Genomic DNA, 23466 nt, shown 5'->3' with positions numbered 1-23466 from the left:
AACCTCTTAATTTGCAGAAGCGACAACGGGAGTAGAATCGACCTTCGAAGAATCGGCTGCGGAGTCGGACTTAGCAGAATCCGTTTCGGCAGGAGCGTCCTCGACCTGGAGCGGTTCATCGGACATCTGGGAAATCTGCTTCACGCTTACAGCCAGGCGTTCACGGCCGCCTTCGTCAAAAGCGGGGATATTCTTGAGACCGCGAGCGAGCACTTCAAGGGCTTCCTTCTTCATGCCGGCGACTTCGTAAACATAGGCGGCAGCCCAATAGTTACGCCATTCACGCGGGAACTGCTTCATGCCGAGTTCCAGGTATTTGCCCGCCATGGCGGCGAGGCTATCGACCTGGGCCTTCTTCTCGGCGGTGAACGGACGTTCCTGACGGAGTTTCGCCATCTGTTCACGGGCATCAAACGAAATCTGCAAGTACAGCGAAACGTAGCTTGACAGCAGGCGTTCCGTTTCGGAGTTGATGTAGGCGGTGCCGTCACCAAGACCGCGATACTTGAAGGTATTGTCGATGAGGTTTGCCGTGTAGGCGGCATCGAATTCGTTGCGTTTCGGAGTGAGGTCGCCCTTCACCAAGTTGTACACCAGGCCTTCCTGGACCATGTACTTTTCGAGGCCCATGAAGTTGGAAGTACCGACCGTCGTCGAAATTTCAATCGGCTTGTCCATGTTCTGCAGGGCAAGGTCAATCACCAGTTTGTGCTGCGTGAGCATCATGCTGCTGCGGGTGCGTGCCGCCCAATCGTGGAAGGCGTCCCAAACCTGGTAGTGGACCTTGAACTGGAGCAGCTTCGCAGAATCAGCGGCGCTCAGTTCCTGGCCTTCCATCTGGTCGATACGGGCCTTGAGCTGCGGCATCAGGCGTTCGGCCTGACGCACCCAGGTAGAAACCTGGTGGTTCGGGTTGTTGGCACTGCTGTTATCGAGCACCATGTCGCGGTCAATGGCGGCCTTGTCGTAACTCAACTTGAGGATGGGCTCGTTGTCGAGCATCTGCTTAATGTACCAGTCGGTATTGCCGAGCGAGAGGTTCACCACGCGCACGTCCTTACGAATGCCTGCGACTTCTTGCGCAAACCACAGCGGGAAGGTGTCATTGTCGCCATTCGTAAAGAGGATGGCGTTCGGGCGGCAGCTGTTCAGCAGGTTGTAGGCGTAATCCCAGGGAACCCAAAGACCGGAGCGGTCGTGTTCCTCGTAGTTCGAAATGCACGGGACCGCAAAAGACACAACGGCAAGCAATGCGGCAAGCGGGGCGGCAAACGAAGCCGTGGCGGCCGTGGTGGCGCAGGTCAGTACCAGGATTCCGGCGCCCACGCCAAAGATAAGGCTCATAAAGATGAACGCCGGCGTGTAGAAGTAGTCACGTTCGCGGACTTCCATGTGAACGGCGTCGGGGAACGGAGCGCGGCTACCCACCTGGGCAAAGCCAGCCTCGATCTTTTTCCAGTTCTGCCAAGCGGCGGTATTCTCGTAATCCGAAATCTTCTTTTCGACTTCGGCGATTTTGCCAGCATCGGCTCCATGACGGCGGAGGGCCTCGACGCGGATTTTGCCGCGTTCAATGTTCTGGCGCAGGTCAATGAGGTCGTTCGGGTCCGGGAGAGCCGTAATATTGGCGCCATTGCGGTTCAGGTCGCCCACATTGCGGGTCATGATGGAGACCCAGTAGTCGTGTTCACGCTGTTCCATGCGTGTGCCGTCAGCGAAGTTGATGTAGAACAACAGGCCAAGCGAGCAGAGGGCATAAAGAACAGAGGTGAAAATACCCAAGTGGCGGTTGCGCTTCCAAATAAAGACGCAAACCATAACGAGGAGACCATTGAAAATGAGGAAGATGAGGAACTGCGGAAGGAGCGCATCACCCATGAAGGTCATCTGCGTGGGGAACTTGATGCCAAAGCGTTCCAGCGGTTCGTTCTCGGACGCGTCAAAGGTGTAGACGCCATTGGCGTAGTTCACCCCGCCCACTTTGTAAGGCAGGTACTGAGCCATCTGGTAGCCACCGTAGCTCATGCTCGGGAAGCTGAACACCTGGTGGACAATTTGAGAACGGCGGTAGAACGCACGACTGAGCATGCTCTCGGAACCGTACTGCTTGCGTTCCACAAAGTCGTTGAACGCCTTCCAGTTCTCTGCCTTGAAAAGATTGCCCAACTGGAGGTTGCCCTGGTCGTCACGGATGTTGATTTCGGGATTGTTCTCGTCGACAGTCGGGTTGAGTTCGGAACGGATGGGAATATAGAGGTGCGTGCTGTAACCGACAAGGGCAAAGAACGCAAAGGCGAGCGAAAGCTTGACCGCTTTTTGCACACCCGGTTTGAACGGCTTGACAAACGTCAGGACGGCGAGCACCACTAGGCAGACAATCGAAATCTCGATAAAGGCGGACACCATGTAGATCACAGAGCAGAGGAGCGTACCCGTAATCCAAATGGGTATGCGTTCCAAAATCTTCTTGGGTTCGGCAACGAGCAACAAGACGAACACGGCCGGCACCGTAAGCATGGTATAGAGGTGGGCGCCCACGCCCAAGAAGGCGATGTAGCAAATGAAAATCAAAATACGATTGGCGCCATCTTCGTCTTCGTCCTTCTTGTTGTACCACACGAGGCCGAGATACGAGATGAGCATGAGGATGAACATGGCGATGCCATAGACTTCGGCTTCAACGGCGTTGAACCAGAAGGTGTCCGAGAACGTGAGGAGGAAGCCGGAGACGAGAGCCGCCGTGGCGAGCACAATGTTGCGGACCTTGTCAGAGATGACCTCCGTGAACTTCGGGGACTTGAGGACCGTGGCGAGCAATTCCCAAGCGAAGAGAGCCGTCACGTAGACTGTCGCGGCGGAGGAGACCACCGAGATGTAGTTCACGCGCTTCGCGATTTCTTCCACAAAGGGGAGCAACACGATCGCGGCACGGGCGAAGAACACGAAAAACGGCGTTCCAGGAGGATGCGGAATGCCGAGCGTGTTCGCGCAGGCGACAAATTCACCGCAGTCCCAAAACGAGACCGTCGGAGCCATGGTCATGGCGTACACGACCAAAGCCACAAGGCAGGAAATACCTGCAAAGATATGCTTCATCCACTTTTCTTTAATCACGATTAGTTTTCCTTCTTCGAGGGTTGAGCCATAATTCCACGTTTTTGCATAAAGCCGGCCAAAATGCCATTGACGAACGAGCCCGAGTTATCGGTGCTGTACTTGTTCGCCACCTGGATCGCTTCAGCAAGAGCCACCTTAGTCGGGATGTCGGGAACATAGAGCAGTTCCACCATGGCGATGCGAACCAGGATGCGGTCGAGTTTTGCCATGCGTTCGATTTCCCAATGGACTGCCGCCGACGTGATTTCCTGATCCAGTTCCTCGCGATGCGCCTGCACCAGGTCCACGAGCTTCATGCCATACTTCTTTTGATCGTCGTGCAGAGGCTGCGCCGAGAGCACTCCCGGGAGAGCCTCCCCTACCGTAGAGCCGGAAACCTCCATAGCGTACAGCAACTGCATTGCAAACACTCGCGCTGGTCTATAACTACGTTTCATTGTCATTCTTTTTTAAAGTTCCTCAAAGTTCATTGTAATGCCCCTATAGGGCAAGTTACTCGTTACTCGTTATTAGTTACTAGAAATTCGTACAGAAAAAGTCTAGTAGCTAGCCCCTTAGGGCGTAACTTAGAACTAATAACTCATCTTAAATTTCCTTATACAAATTCACCATCTCGACAGCGGTCGTGGCCCAGTTGCAGCCGAGGTTCCCCGCCTTGAGGCCGGCGCGGTTCATGGCCTGGTCCACCGTGTCGGTCGTGAGGATCCCGAGGATCACCGGGACCTTGCCTTCGGCGGCGAGGGCGGCAATGCCTCCGGTAGAGGCGTTCACCACCACGTCATAATGGCTGGTCTCGCCGCGAATGATCGCCCCGAGGGCAATCACGGCGTCAAACTTTTTGGAATTGACGAACTTGCGGCAAATACCCGGCAGTTCAAAGGCGCCCGGGACATGGGCCACGGTTATGTCCTTTTCGGAAACACCCAGGGATTCGAGCTGGCGCACGGCGCCACTCAACAGCTTGTCGGTGACCACTTCGTTGAAGCGGGCCACGGCAATCGCAATCTTCATGCCTTCACCATTGAGGGAATTCTTCAGTTCTTTCATGTTACTTTCCTTCGTTTAAAACTTCTGCGGCGCCGTGATCGGCTTCGTCCAACGCCAAGGCGTGACCCATCTTCTCTTTTTTGGTCTGGAGGTAGTAGCGGTTCACCTTGTTCGGCTTGATCTCTATAGGCACGCGCTCCACAATCTTGAGCCCGTAGGCCGAGATACCCGATATCTTGCTCGGGTTGTTGGTCAAGAGGCGCATTTCGCGAACACCCAGGTCGGCAAGGATCTGCGCGCCCGTGCCGTACTGGCGCAAATCGGACTTGAACCCGAGGTGCAGGTTCGCCTCGACCGTGTCGAGGCCTTTCTCCTGCAATTCATAGGCACGGAGCTTGTTGCAAAGCCCGATGCCGCGGCCTTCCTGACCACGCAGGTACAAGAACACGCCTCCGTGCTCGCCAATAAACTTCATGGCTGCCTGCAACTGCTCGCCGCAATCACAGCGCATACTCCCGAAAATATCGCCCGTAAGGCATTCACTATGCACGCGCACGTAAACCGGCTTGCTGAAGTCGGGGTCACCTGCGACCCAAGCCACATGTTCCACGCCGTCAGTCTTGCTCTTGTAGGCGTAGGCGGTAAAGTCGCCGTACTTGGTCTGCACATGCGGGGATGCCACGCGCTGCACCAGTTTCTCGTTCTTGAGGCGGTAGTCGATGAGGTCGCGGATCGAGATAATCTTGAGATCGAACTTCTTCGCGACTTCCTCGAGTTGCGGCATGCGGGCCATGGTGCCGTCGTCGTTCATGATTTCGATCAGGGCGGCCGCCGGGCGCAGGCCCGCCAGTTTAGCCAAGTCCACCGCCGCCTCGGTATGGCCTGCGCGGCGGAGCACGCCTTCTTCCTGCGCGTAGAGGGGCGAAATATGCCCCGGACGGCCGAAGTCACTCGGCTTGGAAGCAGGGTCCGAAAGGGCAAGAATCGTCGCCGCGCGGTCGTGGGCGGAAACGCCCGTGGTGCAGCCTTCGATCTTGTCGACCATGATGGTGAACGGCGTTCCCAAAATCGAGGTGTTCTCGGCAGTCTGGCGCGTGAGGTTGAGTTCATGGCAGCGCTGGATGGGCAGCGGGCAGCAGAGCACGCCACGGCCCTCGTGGAGCATGAAGTTCACCTTTTCGGGCGTAATCTTCTCGGCGGCGATTACGAAATCGCCTTCGTTCTCGCGGTCTTCGTCATCGACCACGATCAAGAACTTGCCGTTCTTAAAATCTTCTATGGCCTCTTCAATCGTATTAAGCAAGGTCACGTTCCTTCAGATAATTTTCAATATACTTGCCGAGCATGTCCACTTCCACGTTCACGATAGTCCCGGCAACCCAGTTGCGCAGGTTCGTACGGGCAAGCGTCTCGGGGATGATGCACACGCGGATGGAATCCTCGAACTTCTCTGCGACCGTAAGGCTGATGCCGTTCAGAGAGATGGAACCGCGGCGGATGATGTAGCGCTTGAGGTCCGCAGGCATCTTCAGGTCGACTTCCACGCCCGTTTCGCGCGGGGTCACCTTGATGACTTCGGTAATGCAGTCCACATGGCCCATCACAAAATGCCCGCCCATAAAGCTATCGGCACGGCATGGAAGTTCCAGATTGACCAATTTCCCGACGGCGGCCTGCTTGAAGGCGGTATTCTCGACCGTCTGGTGCATCAGGCAAAAAGTGGCTTCATCTTCGGTACAAGATTCAACAGAAAGGCACACGCCGTCGTTTGCGACGCTGTCACCCAGTTTGCAATTCTTGAAAAATCCTGGCGACTTGAGACGCATCGAGAGGGCATCACCACGAGCCTCTATCGAAACGATTTCGCCGGTAGATTGAATAATTCCCGTAAACATACGGGGACAAATTTAGAAATTTTCCCGGTGGCAATCCGCGATTTTACGCCTAAATCGATTAAAAATCGTCTTTCACGCACCGTGCAGAATGCGGATACGTTTTGGTAGTCGTGTTCACGCCAAAGGTTTCAAATCTCTGCGCCGCCTCGTAACTCATCGGATGGTAATTGACGTATGCCACCTGGACACTGTCAGCGCCGCTCTCGGAAGAAGTCCACCAAACCGAAGAGCCTATGGCACCACCTTGCAGCCTCATAACGGACGCATTGGAAGCCCTATAATTCATCGCCTTGAACAAGGACATCCATTCTACAGACGTGGGGAGCCTCCAGCCACTCGGGCAAAAGTCCTCCACAGAGACTTCATCCCAAGAAAAGCGTGCCGTATCCGCCTGCATGTTATCCCTCATCCAATACAAGCCGGCCACCTTCGTCGCCCTGTATTCCTTGTCGTCGCTGGAATTCTTCACAATGAGCTCATTCAATTTCCATTGGCTTGAATCACAGACATACTCAAAAATAGACCCCGCCTTGACGAGTCCGTCATTATCGGTTCCGCAAAGTCCGCATTCCTCTTCGACTTCCATGGGGTAGCGCCATTTTCCATGGTCGCACACATACATCTTACCCGTTGTTGAATTCTTGATTTCACGGTAATCGCTACTGTCGCAATCCTGCTTGTAAGTATTCACCTGGAGGTCGCTTGCCCTTATCCAATTGATTTCGCTATTGAAGCCTTCACGCTTATCGGTACAGATAAAGTATCGACCTGCAGAACTCAGCGAATCCTTGTTTTGCGTAACGACGTTAAGGGAATCCCAGTTGCAAGGCCCTACGCCAAAATCATCTTGCCAGAACTTGTAGAAAGCCGTCTTGAAATCCTGATAATTCAAATCAAGATCTCTTTGAACGCGATATAAACCAGATGGGATAATCACATCACCTTGCAACTGTTCAAAACTCATTGAATATGCGCAATCCGCGAGCCTGGTCGTCGCCTCGCCAAAGTTCCCCTCTTTTTCGTACACGCCCAAAAGCGAATCCGCCATCGAAGAATCGCGCGAACAGGAGCGGGCAATTGCATTAATCGCCGCAATCTCTTCGGGCGTCTTCGCGGAAGTTTCGGAAGACGACGATATTTCGGAGGACGACGAAACACTAGAAGATGACACCTCAGAGGATGACAATTTTTCAGAAGATGACGACGTCCCGGAAGAAGATTCTTCAGAAGATGAAGAAATTTCTTCATCCGAGCTGTTTGAAACGGAATCCGAAGAACAAGCTAAAAACGCCCCACAAAACAGAATGTGGAGGATAACAATCCAAAAGACTGGATTTCGCTTGTTCATAATTTAAATATATACAATTTTTTCGCTTACGGACAATAAACCGTCAGCACATCGGGCCCGATTATCGCAGATTCCTTGGCAACTGCAGAAGAAGGGAGCCCCGGGAACTCAAGGCCACATTTCGCCATACCAGAATCAATCAAGCGTTCGAGAGACGCTTCGACGGACGGATCCGTGGAACGCCAAAGGTCCAGGCGGTTCCAAAGGGGCATTTTTGAATCCAAACTGGAGGAGAAAAGTTCGCGCGCAAGGCCGGCGCCCGGCTCCACCATCAAACGGTGCATCCCGCGGGCAGAGAGGTCGTCAACCATCATGCGCCAGTTTTCAGTAAACGATTCGCGACGGAGTTCAAGGATTTCTGCGCGCCCATCCAGATGCGGCTGCGCCACACAGCTGAATACAATTGGTAAAAAGGCCCCTTCGGCACACGGAGCAAAGACGCGGAGCGATTCGACTTCCTGTGCAGTAAACTCGTGATGGCCCGCCCACACAGCTTTCACGGGGCTGTTTCCCTGCGCGTAACGTACATTTAGGCTCGGGTTGTCGGCAAGGAGCGTGCCCGCGCCGACCAATACGGCATCGCTCATGGCGCGCAGCTCATGGTTCCAGCAGTTTGCGCCCTGGCCCGTGATTTTAAGCGGCAGGTGGCGGCCATCCGCAGTAACACACCCCATAAAGCCGTCTTCAGAGACGGCGGCCTTCACTTCGACAAAAGTTCTTTTATTACAAACAAAATAATCGTACGCTTCAAAGTAGCGTTCCACCTCGGCATATACGCTGCGGCCTTCCTGCTTGGCGTCAGCAGTCGATTCCGCGAATCCGAGCACACGGCATTCCCCACCCTCGGAACATTCACCCGAAAGTTCCTCGAGATTCTCGGAAACCGCGTTGGCGGAAGCGCGGATACAAGCATTTTCGCCTTCGTAGACAGCGAGGCCCGCCTCTTCGAGAATCTTACGGGACTTGCCGCGCACCAGCGGATTCGGGTCGGCATGCGCAAAGTAGACTTCGGCGATACCGGCGTCGATGATGGCCTTTGTGCAGGGGGGCGTGCGGCCATAATGGCAGCACGGTTCGAGCGTCACGTAGATGGCCGCCCCGCGGGCGAGCTCGCCCGCGTCACGCAGCGCCATGACCTCGGCATGGGCACTGCCGGGGCGCTGTGTACGCCCCCTGCCCACGATAATCCCGTCCTTCACCACGACGGCACCCACCGCCGGGTTCGGGCGGCTGATTCCTATCGAGAAGAAAGATTCTTCTAATGCGAGCTGAAGGTAGTTCACTAATTCTTCGGGAACGCCATGAATCCGCCGACCACGTTGAACACGCGTTCATAGCCGTTCTGGATCAAGAAATTCGAGACCGCCATGCTGCGCTTGCCGCTGCGGCAGAAAATCAGCAGGTCCTTGTCCTTCGGGAATTCAGCCAGGCGCTGTTCGGCTTCCTGAAGCGGGATGTTGATGGAACCCGGGGCCGTACCTTCGGCAACCTCGCCCGGGGTACGTACATCAATGAGCACGGCGCCCGCATTTTGCATCTCGAGAGCCTTCGCCCAGTCGATGTCGGTAATGGAAGCCTTCGAGGCCTCGACCGCAGGCGCAGCCGGAGCGGGAGCGGCAGGCTGTACCGCCGGCGCTGCGGCAGCAGGCGTAGCCTCCACCTTCTTCCCGGCCTTGGCTTCGTTGCAGCCAGCAAGCATAAACGTAACGCCAATTAAAAAAACAAATATTTTTTTCATTTTTTCCTCTTTTTTTGAAAATTACACTTCATCCGTAAAGTCACCGCGATCAAGCAACAGGTACACACCCATCACCCCGCTCACGGAGCCGTCTTCAGCCTTGAGCGGCATCGCGTTGAACATCAGAAGTCGGTCTTCGCGTTCAAAGCCGCCTTTCCAAGAAACGCTACGCCCCATGTTGAGCACTTCGGAAAGGACCCTGCTAAAAGTCGGCAGCATGCGGTGACTCACCACCTGGTCCAGCTGCTTCCCGTAAGTTTCATGCACGTCAATAATCTGGAAATCCGTAGCAAAAGCCTGGTTACAACCGTGGATTTTGTAATCGCGATCGACCCAAAACACGCGAATGTCCGGGAACGTCAAGGCCGCATTGAAGAGGGCAACAACTTCCTCGCCCTCGCCCATGTTCAAGTTGTCTAGAACCACGTCCATGCGGCGAGCCGTACCTTGCAAAACCAGTCGATTATTCTCGTCCATCGTGAGTTTCCCGCGCAGGCCGTACCACACGAGCGTTTTTTCGGAACCGTAAAAACGGACCTTCAACGTTTCAAACGGGTCCCCGCGGAACCCGTAATTGCGGTAATCTTTCACGCGTTCGTTCAAGACCTTGTCGAGCAAGGCGTAATCGCCTTCGGGCATCATCTTGTGGATGTCCACCAGGCCGACCGACTGCGGGATGACCCGATGTTCCTCGTCCATCATGGGCGTGAGGAGCCTCATGCTACGGTCTTCGACATCGAAACTCCAGAGGAAGTCCCCCGTATTTTGCAAAAGCGAATCAAAGCGATCCTGAAGCATCTCCTTCTCGACGCGGGTCTCGTTCTCCTTGGAGATGTTCTTGATAAAGCAAATGTAGTACGACTCGTCAATGCTGATCTTTTGGATCGCCAAGCGCATTTCGTACCACAGGTTCCTCGACGATTCCCTTTCGCCAAAGTCCGGTCCCAACTGCAGGGAGAACAAGAAAGGCATTTCCAAGTGTTTCTCGATTTCGTCCATGTAGGTGCGCATGCGGTTCCAGTTGCTGCTTCCCAGGATTTCGGCAAAACTACGCCCGCTGCTCAACCGGTCAAAAAGAGGGTCCGACAAAAAAAGGGGCAATCCATACAGGAACTCCAGCTTTTGCGAGAGCACCACAATGAACTCGTTCAAGTTCCCGTTAAAATTCTTGTACAGCTTTTGCTTGTTGCGGTTGTCGCGAAGAAGCATCACCGACACCACGGTCGACACAAACAGGATTACACAGACAAACGCCCAAATAATGTTGGGTGTAAAGCTGTGAACGCCGGCAATTGGATCCATGTAAGCCTCTGGGTGCGAAGTACGTTACCCTAAGATAATCATTTTTTTAACCTTCTGCGAACCCAAAACGCATTCCAGTCCAAATCTTCACCGCCAAACCAGTGATTCCCGCCCATATTCCACTCCCCCAGGACGACACTCGCCCCAAGTGCAAAGGCAAAGCCGGGTGCACGGAACGCCGACTCCACGCACAGATGCGCAAAGCAGAGCTCGTAGCCGGTCACGGCTTCGTGGCGGAACCCCTGCACAAAGAACCGAAGCCCGGGCGATGGATGCCAGTAGAACGCCGCCACCGCACGGGGAGGTTCCTCGGAAAAACCCGATAGCGAAAGACCGAGAGTCAACGAGCGGAAATGGCCCAGAGCGCCCACGTCGTAACGGTGTCGCGCCCAAAAGGCGTCCCCGGGAATCCACTCCATGGCAAGCCCGTAACCGCCTCCCACGCCAAAATGTTTCCAAACAAGACCGGCCTCCAAAGTACCGAAACTTTCGCGATAGATGGAGTCGAGTTCCCCGTAGCTGTAATAGAAGGCGCCGCGGTAGGCGCGGTATTCCCAGTTGGCGAAGGCAGCATAATGGCATTCGTCAACACCGTTGCCGCTCACCCAGTAGGCAGCCCCAAAGCCGGCATCCTCGTATGCCGCCACGGCAGGCGAAAAGAGGAGCGACGGGACCTGCGCCAAGGCAAGCGAATTCATGCATAAAAAAGCGAACCATTTAAGGACGTACAACAACACCCACCACCTTTTTGAAAGTCCCCACCGAGAGCGAAACGTAGCACACCCCCACCCCGCAGCGTTCCACGGCCGGAAGATTTTGCCAGGCATTTGCCCCCGGGGGCACCAAGGTCTTCCACACACTATGGCCCGCAGAGTCCAAAAGCTGGACCTGGACAGCGAATTCGCTTACAACCGAGACCCGGAGCGGGCTCCCCCGCTTGCATATGACCCGCGACGAAAGGCGGAAAGTGAACGGTTCCTCGGACGCAGGGCCGGGGCTGTGCCGTTGGAAGCCCGGCGTATTCTCGGCTCGGCCGACGCGCGGGTCAAAGCCCGAGGGGCAGGCGACCGTATTCTTGGTCCACGAGACGCTATCGACGGCGGAGCCGTCAAAGCAGAGCAGCAAGCTCCCCGCCGTGTTGTTCAAGAAGCCCATGGCGGCATAGGCGATCCGCACGTCCCTGAAGCCGAGCTGTTCGCGGAGCCCCGCCGTATCCTTGGTGACGATCATGCTCTCGTAAGGCTGCAGGGAATCCTGGGTCCCGCCCCAGGCACCGCCCCGGCCGCAAAAACGGAGCCTCGAAAGCGGCAGCGGGTAGCGGGACGCGTTGTAGACCTCGACCCACTCGGGCATGGGCTCCTCGGGGCAGTGGTGCACTTCCGTGATGACCACCGGCGGGTGCCCCGGGTATACCAGCAGGGTATCGAGCGTGTCGTTCGTCGGGGCGGCGTCGGCGGGCAAGAACAGCCGTACCCACGCCGACCCCCGGGCAGGGGCCGTGAGCGAGAACTGCCCCGAAAAGACCTCCTCGTCCCTGCCCCATCCGACACCCGAGCCAAAATCCAGGACCTCGAGGGTGCCGGACGACGAATCGCACCCACTCAAAAAACCGCGAAGCGTCCAACCGACCTCAGGGAGCCAGGCCGTCCCCGACCACGAGATGCCACAGTCCTCAAGCCCCAGTTCGTAGTCGGGATCGGCCACCCCGGGCGTCCCCACGGTAAAAGCCCAGTCGTCGCTCTCCGCCACCCGCTGTAAAGCCCTGCCCGGCTTGGGTGCAGGGAGAAAGACCGAATCCCGGCAACTCCCTGCCCAGAGCCGCCAATAGCTGTCCCTGGAATTCGGGAGCGAGAGCGCCCCCAGGGAACTGCAGACAAGCGAGTCCCTTTTGGGGCACCTCAAGGAGTCGTGGACCAGCAAAAGGCGGTTCGCCCCACGCGGAAACCTGAAAGACAGGGCGGACTTGACCTCGAACTGCACATACAGGGAATCCGCCAAAAAATCGTCCAGGCGAATCTCGACGAACTCGCCCTCCTCGTCCCCCACGTCAGTGGGATCCGGGAAAAATTCCACAAACATCGGGCACGCAAACGAACACGCCGCGAGGCACAGCACCAAAATGAAAAGCAAATTTCACCCCCTGGGGGTGTTCCCAAAACCACCGCCGGCAAAGCCGGTCGCCGCCCGATGGAGCAGCCCTGGGAATCAGTCGACCGAGTGGTCGCCTGGAAGCATATAGGCAAGGGGGTTCACCGGGTTGTTGCCGACCCAGACCTCGTAGTGGAGGTGCGGGCCCACAGAAAGGCCGGTATTACCCATATAACCGATAATCTGGTAACGGCGGACAAACTGGCCAGGCTGCACAAGCATCATCTGCATGTGGCCGTAGCGGGTCTTGATACCGTTGCCGTGATTCAGAGTGACAAAATTTCCGAAGGAGGAACTGAGCTGGGCCACCTCCACGGCGCCGTCGGCCGAGGCAAAGATGGGGGTCCAGCGGTCGTTCGCAATGTCCACACCCTGGTGCATTTTGCCAACTTCCCCCGTCACAGGGTGGATGCGCGGGCCAAACGACGAGGCGTAGCGGCCGCTCGTCGGCGAAATGGAGGGAATATAGCGCCACATTGCCTGGTTCTGGCCAATGTACTGGGTCAAGGAGTTGAAGGACTGGCTGTTATTGTCGAGCTTGCCGTGCATGCGGCTAGCCGTCTCGCGAAGGACGGCCATCTTTTCAAAGACCGGTGAAGAATTGTGCAAAAGGGCGGAATCGGGGGCCAAGGCGCCACCGGTCGCCAGTTCGCGGGATTCGGTATTCGGAATCGGGAGGCCGAACTTGGAGTGCAGGCGCTGTTCATCCCTCAGGAACTCGGCAGACGTCCCCGACAGGTAGTCGAGGGTGCCCTCAATTTGGGCAAGGTCCTTGGCCAAGCTCTTGCGTTCGTTAAGCACGTGGCCCAAAATGCCGTCGTAAACAGTCGTCGTCGAGAGTTGCACCAAAAGAAGGGCAAGCCCCACCACCACCAGGACCTTCAGAACGGGCCACGCCTTGAAGAGCAGGGCGGGCATGTGCAAAGTCATGGACTTTGACGAGTTCTGGAAGTGGATGGTAGTCTTGTAGAACTTCACGGGGAGGAAAGATAGCAAAAGGTCTCCGAAAAACCCCCGAAAAAATGGTGACCCCGGTCAAATAACAACTGACCGGATAAAAAACTGCCCCTTTCGTTTCAAAAAGGGCTTTTTCCAGTTTTCCCAGTAAGCAAAAAGTATTTTTACTTTCTATAAAAATTGCTCAAAATTGCAGTACATAGGGCACCAGGGATACCCTTCCAACCCAATGTCATAATCACTAAAGAGAGTCTTGTGTAGCATTGTCAAGAACGCCCTCAAAACGGCCTCCCGCAGGAAGTCCGGCAAATATGCATGCTCGTGTTCAACACCGAGCATGTCGGGGAACCTATACAGGGTTGTCGATATCCACGAATTTCGCGGGGATTCCGAGTTCGGCTTCGATTTTTGCCGCCAGGGCGCGTACGCCGAAGATTTCGGTGCGGTGGTGACCCGCCGAAATCAGGTTGAAACCCGCTTCCTCGACCGCGATGGGCACGTATTCCTTGATGTCGCCCGTGACAAAGACGTCGGCGCCCTTCGCGATGGCCTCCTCCATGCCGCTGGCACCGGAGCCGCTGCAAATGGCGACCTTCTTGATGGCGTCGGGGCCGTAAAAGAGTCGATTCTGTATCCCGTGCGGGAATACGTTCTCGGCGACGGCGACAAACTCCGCGAGCGAAAGCGCGCTCTTGAATTCTCCAATCCAGCCTACCGGTCGCTCCCCTTCGACCATGAAGCCCTCGAGGTTCTCGAGGCCAAAGGCCTTTGCAATGAGCGCGTTGTTGCCTATTTCAACGTGGCCGTCCAGCGGCAGGTGGAAACCATAGAGCGAGATTCCATGCTGCATCAGGCGGCGCATGCGCTCGCCGAACTTGCCCACGAGCACGCGGTCGTCATTTTTCCAAAAACCGTTCGGGTGGTGCACTATAATACAGTCCGCACCCTCCTCGATGGCGGCGTCTATCAGCCGGTCGCGGAAACTGACCCCGGTCACGATTTTCGTCACCTGGTCCGAGGCCTCCACGCAAAGTCCGTCCACGCAATAGTCCCGGAAAGCTCCTGGGCACAGGAGCTCGTTCAACCACAATGAGAATTCAGAAAGCTTCATTGAATTTCTGGAATGGACTATTCCTCTTCTTCTTCCTCTTCCTCGTCTTCTTCCTCAACCTCGGCTTTCTTCTTTTTCTTTGAAGATTTCTTTTTGCCAGAAGAAGATGATGACGAGCCCTTTTCGGCGCTCATATTGTAGGCAACAGCGATGCCGCGATAATTGCAGGATGTGCTAAACACGAACGCAGCAAATCCCATTTTCTTCTCGGTCATCACCACATCAACCAAGTTCGTATAGGTTCCATTCGTGTTATCGGCCACAAAGGCTTCCAAATCGCATTGGCCCGGTTTTTCATCTTCCACCTTTTTGAAAGACTTGATATTCTTTGATTCCGGATTGGTCATGGCGTTGGAAAACGTTTCACCAAGCGGAGCATGGGTACTAATCGTGGTGCAAGCCGTAAAGAGGGGCAACAGGAAAAGCGCCATTATTGCCATCGTTAGATTTTTTTTCATAATTAACATCTCCATAAAAAGTTTTTTTCAAATATAAAAAAGAATTGTAAAAAAAAAGACACGGAAATAAAAAAAAGCCTTTCACTTGTTTTATATCACTTGTCATGATTTATGCGTTTTTCTACATTTATGCATAGAATACGTTAAACATCAACACGGTTCTTCAAGTGTTGTGTTCGTGCGGTCCCCGCAAAAAACGGACATTTCGCGCTTGAAGCCTAAAAGGAATGCCACATGGCCCACTATCTCTTTACCTCCGAATCCGTGTCCAAGGGTCACCCGGACAAGGTCGCCGACCAGATTTCCGACTCCATCCTCGACGCCTGCCTCGCGCAGGACCCGAAGAGCCGCGTCGCCTGCGAAACGCTCGTGAACACGGGCCTCGTCGTTATTTCCGGCGAAATCACCACCAAGGCGAACGTCGATTTCCAGGAAGTCGCCCGCAACACCATCAAGAATATCGGCTACGTGAACCCCGACCTGCAGTTCGACTACAAGGGCTGCGCCGTGCTCGTCGCGATGGACAAGCAGTCCCCCGACATCGCGCAGGGCGTGGATGCCAAGGCCGCCGACGGCAAGAAGGACGACAAGCAGGGTGCCGGTGACCAGGGCATGATGTTCGGCTACGCCGTGAACGAGACGCCGGAACTGATGCCGCTCCCGATCAGCCTCGCCCACAAGCTCATGGAAGAAATCCAGAACCTCCGCGAAAAAGGCAAGATCAAGTGGCTCCGCCCCGACGCCAAGTCCCAGGTGACCGTGGAATACGACGAGAACGACAAGCCCGTACGCGTCGACACCGTCGTGATTTCTACCCAGCACGACGAGTTCGTGAACGGCAAGGAACTCAAGCACTCCGTGATCGAAAAGGAAATCATCGAAAAGCTCATCAAGAAGGTCATCCCGGCCAAGCTCTTGGACAAGAAGACCCGCTACCTCGTGAACCCGACCGGCAAGTTCGTTGTCGGCGGCCCGCACGGCGACTGCGGTCTCACCGGACGCAAGATTATCGTCGACACCTACGGCGGCATGGGCCGTCACGGCGGTGGCGCGTTCAGCGGCAAGGACCCCTCCAAGGTCGACCGCAGTGCAGCATACGCCGCCCGCTACGTAGCCAAGAACATCGTGGCTGCAGGCCTCGCCTACCGCTGCGAAGTGCAGCTCGCCTACGCCATCGGTTACAGCAAGCCCGTGTCCGTGCTCGTGAATACCTTCGGTACCGGCAAGATCGACGACCGCAAGATTGAAGAAATCGTCGCGAAGAACTTCGACCTCTCCCCGGCAGGCATCGAGAAGATGCTCGACCTGAGGAAGCCGGGCTACGTAGCGACCGCCGCGCTCGGCCACTTCGGCCGCACGGGCAAGCGCTTCACGTGGGAAAAGACGGACAAGGCCGCAGCATTGAAAAAAGCAGCGAAAGTTTAGCGACCGCTCGTTCGTCGTCTCGGGTGCGAAACCTCCGGTTCCTCACTCGCTCTCGCAACCGCCCCTAGTTAATACTAGGGGCTTTGTTGCTCACAGAAGCGACCGCTCGTTCGTCGCTTCGGCAAAAGATTGCAAAAATCCCCCGAACCTTCGGGGGATTTTTTTACTTGAAAATGCGATGCCGCGGTTACTTCACCGTAACCTTGTGGAGCCTTCCCGCAGCCTTCACTACGTAGGAGCCCGGGCGCATGCCGGCGAGGTCGACTTCGGAGCCAAAGCCCTTGGCCACCATGACCCCGTTTACGTCAAAAACGTTCCATGCCACGGACGCCGCCATGTGCGCACGGCGCTCGACTGCGGACCAGCGTATCGAAGTAGTTCCCGAGCTGGATGTTTCGGTGACGGAGCTGGAAGACGCCGGTGCAATCTCCTTCACGAGAGTCACGTCGAACTGGTCGATGTTCGGGCCGTCACTGCCGTCGAGCGTCGCGAATTTCACGCTGTTCTCGCCCGCCGTAAGCATGAGCGAGACTTCCTGCGTTTTCCAGGTGCTCCAGGCGCCCGTCTTCTCGAATACGCTCGTCGCCGTGTCGATAGCAGAAGAAATCACCAGGCTGCGGTCCTCGCTAGAACCGTTCGCGAAATCGATTTCGAACTTGTATTCGCCCGCCACGTCGACCTTCACGGGCACAATAACGCTTCCGCCCTTGTCAAAGTTCACGTAGGCATCGCCATGGTAACCCGCATTCGTAGTCTCGATAAAGCTGTTCGTCGCCGTACCCTTGTCGGCCTGATACTGCTTGTCCGGAGTCGGGGGCGGAGGTTCCACGTAGTTCGCGTCGCATTCCGTGGGGCTATTGAGGTTCGCACCGGCACCCGCGCGAACAGCAGCCTCCACCTGGTTCGCGGGAAGGGCGAAGGAATAGTCGTAGGGCGGAGTGAAGGACGTCCCCTGCCCCTTGGTATTACCCGAGCAGCGGGTAAAGATATTGTCGATGACTTCGTTGCCGCCGCTGCCGTCAGTATTGTTGCCGTTGTAAATCGGGTCGTTTTCGTCAATAAACACGTTCTTCTCGGTGCGCACGTGGCACTGGACGCCGGCGGAGACGCCGAGGACCGCTGTACCCGCGGTGATGGAGGAGTTGCCGGTGTAGAGGTTGTTGATCACGTGGACGTTGCCGTAGCGGCAGCGGGGCTTGCGCTGGTTGGCGGCCACCCACCAGTTGAACATGAAGGTGATGTTGAGTTTACCGACGCTCGCGGGTTCGTCGTCGGAACTCGCAATCAGGTTCGAAAGATTGTGGCTGCTCTTGCGGGTATAGCCGAACTTGCACCAAGTAAACGTTACATTGTCTGCACCCTTCACCACGTCGGCGTTACCGTCCTGACCGTCCCAGAATTCGCAGTGGTCCACCCAGATGTTCTTCGCGTTCTCGATGTTGAAATTGTCCCACGCCTGATCGGCGTTAGAGCCCGGGCCCTTGATGACGATGTTCCTGAGAATGATGTTGGACGCATTCTTGATGTAGACCACGGCCTTGAGTTCCGTACCCGGCCTTAGGCCAATGATGGTCTTGTTGCTACCGGTGATATCCACGCGGTCGCCGGATTTTCCGTTCCAGCCGCTACCCAGCGTGCCGTCGATGTAGATAACCCGCGGGGAAGAATCCTTGGCGTACTTTTGAAGGTCTGCCAAGGTAGTCACGGTGATAGGGGCCATGTTACCGCCGCCCGTCACCTCGAAAGCGGTCGACGTACGGCCCGAACGGGTCGCCCAGCCGATGGGCTTGCACTGGTCAACCGCGGCAGACGCGCATACCGCGAATCCAACCGCAAGCAAGGATATTTTCGATAGGATTTTCATTCCAAACGTCCCCAAAATGACGCCAGCCAACACGGCCGCAGTCCTGAATAAGAAAATACACTCTTTTTAAGACTTTTTCAACTCCGCTAAAGCACGAAAACGGCCAAAGCAACCGTCAATCCCGCAAAAACGAGGAAAACGGGCAAAAGCAGGAGCATGCACAAAAAGCCGATTTTCAGGTCGTAGAAGAACATTTTCCACCAGCCGCGGCGCGTCTTGCAGGTCTCGGCACGGCACTCGGGGCAAATGTTCCCTACCCTGTTACGGACGCGGATAGCGAGGTTACTCTGCAAGGGGGACATTCCCACCTTGTCGTTGAAGGGCTTATTACATCTGGAGCAGGTTGCTTGCATATTGGGAATATAGTAATTACTTTCCCTTTTTTATGGCGATAAGCACGGTAGAACCGAGAATCAGGACGATGCCCGCGACAAGCCTTCCCGTAAGGATTTCGCCGAACACGAGCACGCCTATCGCCACGGCCGTCACGGGTTCGAGCGCACCGAGAATTGCCGTGGGCGTCGACCCGATAATTTTCACGGCTTTCACCATGAATATGAGCGAAAGCACCGTCGGCACGAGGCCCAGCATAAAGCCCCAGCCCCAAGAACTCGCCTGCGTAAAGAGCGGCGGGAGCCCCGAGCCGAGAGTCACCGAATAGAGCAGCAGGAACACGAGGCAAAAACAGATGGCGTAGAACGTCATTTTCACCGCGCCCATCTGGAGGTTCACGCGGTTTGCCATCACCATGTAAATCGCATATGAAATCGAAGAAGCGAATACGAGCGCAAGGCCTGCCGTGCTGAGCGGCACTCCATTGCCACCGCGGTACAAAAGCGCCACGCCCGCCATCGAGATAGCAATAGAAACAATTGTCCACGCCTTGATTTTCTCCTTGAAGAAAATCGCCATAAGCACCGAGACTTCGAGCGGGTACAGGAACAGGAGCGTTGAAGCAAGCCCCGCATCCATGTACTTAAAGGATGCGTAATACGTAAGCGAGCTCACCGCAAAGAGGAACCCGAACGCGACAAGCGCGCCGAATTCGCGGAGTGAAATTTTAAAGTGCGAGCCCTTCGCAATGACAACAACAAAAAGGAGGAGCGCCGCCGTAAAGAATCGGTAAAAGAGGACGCTCTCGGGAGAATAGCCCTGCGCATACAGGTTCAAGGCACCGAGCGGGTTCGTGCCGTAACAGATGGCGGAAAGGGCCGCAAAGAGGAAACCCTTTAACGTTTTGAAATTACAAAGTAATAAACTAATTCTTTTTTCCATAATGGAATCTAGCGGTATTCCGTGAGCAACAAGCGCCTCATATTGCGATTGCATCGCATAAACTGGCGCCTCAACAATAGAAACAAATACATTTGTTTCTGCTGTATTCGGCTTAGGTTTATTTAATGAGGCGTGGTTGCGAGAGCGAGGACCAGCCCTGAACCTGACAGCCATTCTAGTCCGAGCGGTCTTCCGTGAGCATAAAGCGCCTCGTATCAACGAGGCGTGTATGCGAGAGCGAGGACCAGCCCTGAACCTGACAGCCATATTCTAGTCCGAGCGGTCTTATATCGCAAATTTGGTCGCGTCGGCAAGCTGCACGCTCGCGATGCGGGAAATACCCTTGATTTCCTGCGTCACGCCGTAGAGCATGTCGGCCTCGGCCATGGTACGCTTGTTATGCGTCACCACGATGAACAAGGTCTGCTTGCTGAATTCGCGGAGCAGCGCCATGAAGCGGCCCACGTTGGCGTCATCGAGCGGGCCATCGACTTCGTCCAGCACGCAGTACGGCGAGGGCTTTTCCATGTAGATGGCAAAGAGCAAGGCCGTCGCGGTAAGTGCGTGTTCACCGCCACTGAGCGCCTTGATGCCACGCATCTTCTTGCCGGTCGGGCGCACGTTGATTTCGATATCAGCATCCAAGACATCCACGGGCTTCCCGTTCTCGTCGACTTTTTCCACAAGATTCATCTTGGTTTCGCCGTTCAGGAACAGCTTGCTGAACACAAACTGGAAGTTCTTTTGGATGCGTTCAAAGGTCTCCAAGTAACGGGAACGGGCAATGTCGTCGAGCTTGGTGATGGTGCGGTCGAGCGAGGCACGTGCCAAATCCAGGTCGTCAAACTGCTTTTCGACTTCTTCCAAGCGCTTTTTCTCGCTTTCGTAGTTGTCCATCACATCGAGATTGATGGGACCGAGTTCCTTGATCTTGCCACGGAGATCGCGAAGTTCGCGGTCGGCCTCGGGCTGGCTGTATTCCACACGTTCCACGCCTTCGGGATTGCCGAGGTCCACGGAATACTCGTTGGTAATGCGTTCGTTCAAACGATCGAGATTGCTCTGGAGAGCCTCCTGACGGCGGCCCACCTCGTTCAATTCCTTCATCTTCTCAATCATGTCGTCACGAATACGGTCCAGTTCGTCGCGCCAGGCGTTCAAATCGCCGCTCACGACTTCGTAGCGTTCACGTGCAACATCACGACGCTCCTCCAGTTCACGGAGGGCGCGGTCCTGTTCCTCGACCTTGTTGGCGACCTCCCTGATGTCGCCCTCGGATTTTTCCATCGAGGCGGAATTGTTCTCGATTTCACCCTGACGGGCGCGGACCGTATTGTCCAAAAATTCTATCTGGTCGGCAATGTTGCGCAGGCGCTCGGTGTTCTGGGCGAGTTTCGCCGTTTTGTTCTGGGCACTGCGTTCCAGTTCACGAACATCCTCGTCCTTTTCGCGAAGCATCGTCTCTTGCTCAGAAAGTTCGTCGTTCACGCGGGTGTAACTGTCTTCGGCACGCTCCATGGCGGCCTTCGCCTCCGAGAGTTCGGCATCGCCGTCCATTGTATTCTGGGCTTCGGCAATACGCTGCTGAGCCGCATCGGCATCTGCTTGCAAACGCTGCAGGCGGGCATCGATACCTGCCAAGTTGTTCTTTTGGATTTGGACTCCGGCAGCACCAGCACGCAATGAATCGTTCTTTTCGCGAATATCGTCGGTAACGCTCGTAAGAATCTGGGAGTCTTCGTCGACCAGGTTCTGCAGACGGTCCAGTTCCGATTCCTTTTGACTGATTTCGGCAACGACGCCTTCCAAAAGCTTGGTCGCCTCGGCAATCTCGTTTTTGCGGCTGAGAGTCCCGCTGGCCGAGGCTCCGCTGCTAATGAGCCCGCTGGTGCGCACGACGGCGTTAGGGGCGACAAAGCACAAATCTTCGCTGCGGAACTCCTTGGCAAGCACAATCGCCGTCTCCAGGGAATTTACAACAAAATAACGACTCAAGATGCCGGAGACAAATTCCGCAATCTCGGGTTCGGCGGTCACGAACTGCCCGAGGCAACCGACAATGCCCGGACGGTTGATGGCCCCCGCATAACGGGAACCGGCGTCGTTCACAAGCGCAAGCAGCGCCTTGCCCACGTTCTCGCCATCGAGGGAATTCACAATTTCGGTAACGGCACCCTCGCTCGAAACCACGACAGCGTCGAGCAGGTCACCCAAGGCGGCTTCCACATGGGAAGCGTATTCCGGAGTTGCCTCAATGCGCTCAGAGAGGAGTCCTCCCACCAGATTCGCCTTGTTCTCCTTGAGCCAGCGGCTGGCATCGGTCCCTTCGTTCGCCACGCTCTGCAGCACGTCAATGCGAGACTGCAAACGGGCTTCTTCGTTCTTCAAATCCTGCAGGCTCTTTTGGACGTCGGCGAGGTCGGACTTTTCTTGTTCCAAACGTTCTTCGCGTGTGGCCTTTTGTTCTTCCAAATTCTCGAGTTCGCGGGTGGCCTCGTCCATGCCGCTCTGGATGTCGGCAACAGCCGATTCCGTATCGGCCTTTTGCGCACGCAGGGATTCCATTTCGGAATTCCACTTCTCCAGGTTCGCACGCAGCATATCGGCCTCGGCGTCCATGCGTTCAAAGCGGGAACCCAGGGCGTTCACCTTGTTGGCGGCCTCCAGGCGGGCGTTCGAGAGTTCGCGGGATTGCGTGCGCAGGTCGTCGACCTTGTCGCGCATCACCTGCAACGCCTCGCGTTCCCGTTCCAAAAGCGCGTTCATCTCGTTCACTTCGCTATCGTCGCCCAAGACCCGGTTTTCTTCTTCGAGACGGGCGCGTTCGCCCTCCAGTTCCTGGACCTTGGCCTGGCTGCGTTCAATATCTTCGCGAGCTTTGTCGTTAGCCGACTGCAACGCCGTGATGGAGTCGCGCAAACGCATAATGCCGTTGTTCAAGTCGTTCAAGGCAAGCGTCGCCGTCTGCACCTCCCTTTCGAGGTCGCGGTAGGCATTTTCGTCTTCGCTAATGGCGAGCTTTTTTTCTTCAATCTTGGTCTGGAGCTCCATGCCCTTGGACTTGGCAGTCTCGACCTCGTGGGTCATGCGGCGGTTCGTCGTGTCGAGGGTATCTAGGCTCTCCTTGTAATCTTCGTACTTGTCAAGGCTGACCGAGAGGTCCAGTTCACGCAGGCGACCGCTAAGGCGCTTGAACTCGTCGACCTTGGAAGCCTGGGTCTCGAACATGTGAACCGAGCGACGCACCGAGCGGAGGTTGTCCTCGACACGCAGCATGTCCTGTTGCACACGTTCGAGCTGGCGCACGGCCTCCTTGCGCTGCTGGCGGTACTTGCTCACGCCGGCGGCTTCTTCAAACAATATGCGGCGGTCGTCGGCCTTGTCGCTCAAAACCGCCTTAATCATGTCGGCGTTCATCTGCGAATACGTGCTGGAACCGAGGCCCGAGTCAAAAAGCAGGGCATGCACGTCGCGAAGGCGGCATTCCTGGTTGTTGATTAGGTACTCGCCCGAGCCGTCGCGGTGTACACGGCGGGTCACAATGACCTCGGAGTATTCCGACGCCAAGGCGCCATCGCTGTTGTCGATGACAATGGAAACTTCGGCAAGACTCATAGCGGCACGTTCTTCGGTACCGCTAAAAATCACGTCCTGCATTTTACCCATACGGAGGGCGGCAGCTTTTTGTTCGCCCAGCACCCAACGGATGGCATCGGTAATGTTCGACTTGCCACAACCGTTCGGTCCCACCACGGCGGTAAGGCCCTTCGTGGGGAAGTTGATTTCGGTCCTTTGCGCAAAGGACTTGAATCCAAATATCTTTAGCTTTGTAATCTGCACT

Annotated in this window: 19 protein-coding genes; 1 reads left to right on the top strand and 18 read right to left on the bottom strand. The window is 55.8% G+C overall.

Annotated elements, in window-relative coordinates; genetic code table 11:
• Positions 1–6: 6 nt before the first annotated feature.
• From BUB55_RS02215 to BUB55_RS02150, 14 genes are all read right to left on the bottom strand, one after another.
• Positions 7–3117 carry a glycosyltransferase family 117 protein gene (locus tag BUB55_RS02215; protein WP_073187841.1) on the bottom strand — a complete coding sequence of 1037 codons (3111 nt, stop codon included), beginning with the start codon at positions 3115–3117 and terminating at the stop codon, positions 7–9.
• Positions 3117–3554, bottom strand: coding sequence for a transcription antitermination factor NusB (gene nusB, locus BUB55_RS02210; protein WP_073187839.1), 438 nt, complete (start codon positions 3552–3554; stop codon positions 3117–3119). The genes BUB55_RS02215 and nusB overlap by 1 nt, the downstream gene beginning before the upstream one ends.
• Positions 3555–3702: 148 nt before the next feature.
• Positions 3703–4164 carry a 6,7-dimethyl-8-ribityllumazine synthase gene (ribH, locus tag BUB55_RS02205; protein WP_073187837.1) on the bottom strand — a complete coding sequence of 154 codons (462 nt, stop codon included), beginning with the start codon at positions 4162–4164 and terminating at the stop codon, positions 3703–3705.
• Between the two features lies 1 nt (position 4165).
• Positions 4166–5413, bottom strand: coding sequence for a bifunctional 3,4-dihydroxy-2-butanone-4-phosphate synthase/GTP cyclohydrolase II (locus BUB55_RS02200; protein WP_073187835.1), 1248 nt, complete (start codon positions 5411–5413; stop codon positions 4166–4168).
• Positions 5400–5999, bottom strand: coding sequence for a riboflavin synthase (locus BUB55_RS02195; RefSeq protein WP_073187833.1), 600 nt, complete (start codon positions 5997–5999; stop codon positions 5400–5402). The genes BUB55_RS02200 and BUB55_RS02195 overlap by 14 nt, the downstream gene beginning before the upstream one ends.
• A gap of 58 nt (positions 6000–6057) precedes the next feature.
• Entirely contained in the window at positions 6058–7347 is a 1290-nt protein-coding gene (locus BUB55_RS02190; protein WP_143152863.1) for a fibrobacter succinogenes major paralogous domain-containing protein, read from the bottom strand.
• A 26-nt stretch (positions 7348–7373) separates the two neighbouring features.
• Positions 7374–8630, bottom strand: coding sequence for a bifunctional diaminohydroxyphosphoribosylaminopyrimidine deaminase/5-amino-6-(5-phosphoribosylamino)uracil reductase (locus tag BUB55_RS02185; RefSeq protein WP_234971763.1), 1257 nt, complete (start codon positions 8628–8630; stop codon positions 7374–7376).
• Positions 8630–9085, bottom strand: a complete 456-nt coding sequence (locus tag BUB55_RS02180) for a rhodanese-like domain-containing protein (RefSeq protein WP_159431918.1) — start codon at positions 9083–9085, stop codon at positions 8630–8632. Before BUB55_RS02180 ends, BUB55_RS02185 begins: the two co-directional genes overlap by 1 nt.
• A gap of 21 nt (positions 9086–9106) precedes the next feature.
• Complete coding sequence (locus BUB55_RS02175) at positions 9107–10387, bottom strand: PAS domain-containing protein (RefSeq protein ID WP_073187828.1); 1281 nt, start codon at positions 10385–10387, stop codon at positions 9107–9109.
• Between the two features lie 38 nt (positions 10388–10425).
• Complete coding sequence (locus tag BUB55_RS02170) at positions 10426–11085, bottom strand: hypothetical protein (protein WP_143152862.1); 660 nt, start codon at positions 11083–11085, stop codon at positions 10426–10428.
• 19 nt (positions 11086–11104) lie between these two features.
• The gene (locus tag BUB55_RS02165) at positions 11105–12517 is read right to left on the bottom strand and encodes a lamin tail domain-containing protein (RefSeq protein WP_073187825.1); all 1413 of its coding nucleotides are present in this window, start codon (positions 12515–12517) and stop codon (positions 11105–11107) included.
• Between the two features lie 75 nt (positions 12518–12592).
• Positions 12593–13531 (bottom strand): M23 family metallopeptidase, encoded by a 939-nt coding sequence (locus BUB55_RS02160; RefSeq protein ID WP_234971762.1) that lies wholly within the window; start codon positions 13529–13531, stop codon positions 12593–12595.
• A 310-nt stretch (positions 13532–13841) separates the two neighbouring features.
• Positions 13842–14603 (bottom strand): Nif3-like dinuclear metal center hexameric protein, encoded by a 762-nt coding sequence (locus tag BUB55_RS02155; protein WP_073187823.1) that lies wholly within the window; start codon positions 14601–14603, stop codon positions 13842–13844.
• A gap of 17 nt (positions 14604–14620) precedes the next feature.
• A complete protein-coding gene (locus tag BUB55_RS02150) occupies positions 14621–15061 on the bottom strand; it encodes a hypothetical protein (protein ID WP_143152861.1) in 441 nt (146 codons plus the stop codon).
• 234 nt (positions 15062–15295) lie between these two features.
• On the opposite strand from BUB55_RS02150, the gene metK reads away from it, so the two are divergent.
• Positions 15296–16486 (top strand): methionine adenosyltransferase, encoded by a 1191-nt coding sequence (metK, locus tag BUB55_RS02145; RefSeq protein ID WP_073187819.1) that lies wholly within the window; start codon positions 15296–15298, stop codon positions 16484–16486.
• 187 nt (positions 16487–16673) lie between these two features.
• Here the strand turns inward: metK and BUB55_RS02140 are convergent, their stop codons facing one another.
• The 4 genes from BUB55_RS02140 to smc all read right to left on the bottom strand — a co-directional run bounded on the left by BUB55_RS02140 (position 16674) and on the right by smc (position 23465).
• Positions 16674–18350, bottom strand: a complete 1677-nt coding sequence (locus BUB55_RS02140; RefSeq protein WP_083596836.1) for a pectate lyase family protein — start codon at positions 18348–18350, stop codon at positions 16674–16676.
• A gap of 86 nt (positions 18351–18436) precedes the next feature.
• Positions 18437–18703, bottom strand: a complete 267-nt coding sequence (locus BUB55_RS02135; protein WP_073187818.1) for a hypothetical protein — start codon at positions 18701–18703, stop codon at positions 18437–18439.
• 16 nt (positions 18704–18719) lie between these two features.
• Positions 18720–19625: an EamA family transporter gene (locus tag BUB55_RS02130; protein ID WP_073187816.1), complete on the bottom strand. Its 906-nt coding sequence runs from the start codon at positions 19623–19625 to the stop codon at positions 18720–18722.
• A 285-nt stretch (positions 19626–19910) separates the two neighbouring features.
• Complete coding sequence (smc, locus tag BUB55_RS02125) at positions 19911–23465, bottom strand: chromosome segregation protein SMC (protein WP_073187814.1); 3555 nt, start codon at positions 23463–23465, stop codon at positions 19911–19913.
• Position 23466 lies beyond the last annotated feature (1 nt).

Source organism: Fibrobacter sp. UWP2 (assembly GCF_900141705.1).
GTDB lineage: Bacteria > Fibrobacterota > Fibrobacteria > Fibrobacterales > Fibrobacteraceae > Fibrobacter.
This window is presented reverse-complemented; position numbering and strand designations above follow the sequence as displayed.

What these genes read in the sequence shown, in the direction of transcription:
- metK (WP_073187819.1), top strand. Translation starts at nt 15,296, where the DNA reads ATGGCCCACTATCTCTTTACCTCCGAATCCGTGTCCAAGGGTCACCCG.
- BUB55_RS02170 (WP_143152862.1), bottom strand. Translation starts at nt 11,085, where the DNA reads ATGAATTCGCTTGCCTTGGCGCAGGTCCCGTCGCTCCTCTTTTCGCCT.
- BUB55_RS02175 (WP_073187828.1), bottom strand. Translation starts at nt 10,387, where the DNA reads ATGGATCCAATTGCCGGCGTTCACAGCTTTACACCCAACATTATTTGG.
- BUB55_RS02195 (WP_073187833.1), bottom strand. Translation starts at nt 5,999, where the DNA reads ATGTTTACGGGAATTATTCAATCTACCGGCGAAATCGTTTCGATAGAG.
- BUB55_RS02155 (WP_073187823.1), bottom strand. Translation starts at nt 14,603, where the DNA reads ATGAAGCTTTCTGAATTCTCATTGTGGTTGAACGAGCTCCTGTGCCCA.
- BUB55_RS02190 (WP_143152863.1), bottom strand. Translation starts at nt 7,347, where the DNA reads ATGAACAAGCGAAATCCAGTCTTTTGGATTGTTATCCTCCACATTCTG.
- BUB55_RS02135 (WP_073187818.1), bottom strand. Translation starts at nt 18,703, where the DNA reads ATGCAAGCAACCTGCTCCAGATGTAATAAGCCCTTCAACGACAAGGTG.
- BUB55_RS02180 (WP_159431918.1), bottom strand. Translation starts at nt 9,085, where the DNA reads ATGAAAAAAATATTTGTTTTTTTAATTGGCGTTACGTTTATGCTTGCT.
- ribH (WP_073187837.1), bottom strand. Translation starts at nt 4,164, where the DNA reads ATGAAAGAACTGAAGAATTCCCTCAATGGTGAAGGCATGAAGATTGCG.
- BUB55_RS02150 (WP_143152861.1), bottom strand. Translation starts at nt 15,061, where the DNA reads ATGAAAAAAAATCTAACGATGGCAATAATGGCGCTTTTCCTGTTGCCC.
- BUB55_RS02130 (WP_073187816.1), bottom strand. Translation starts at nt 19,625, where the DNA reads ATGGAAAAAAGAATTAGTTTATTACTTTGTAATTTCAAAACGTTAAAG.
- BUB55_RS02140 (WP_083596836.1), bottom strand. Translation starts at nt 18,350, where the DNA reads ATGAAAATCCTATCGAAAATATCCTTGCTTGCGGTTGGATTCGCGGTA.
- nusB (WP_073187839.1), bottom strand. Translation starts at nt 3,554, where the DNA reads ATGAAACGTAGTTATAGACCAGCGCGAGTGTTTGCAATGCAGTTGCTG.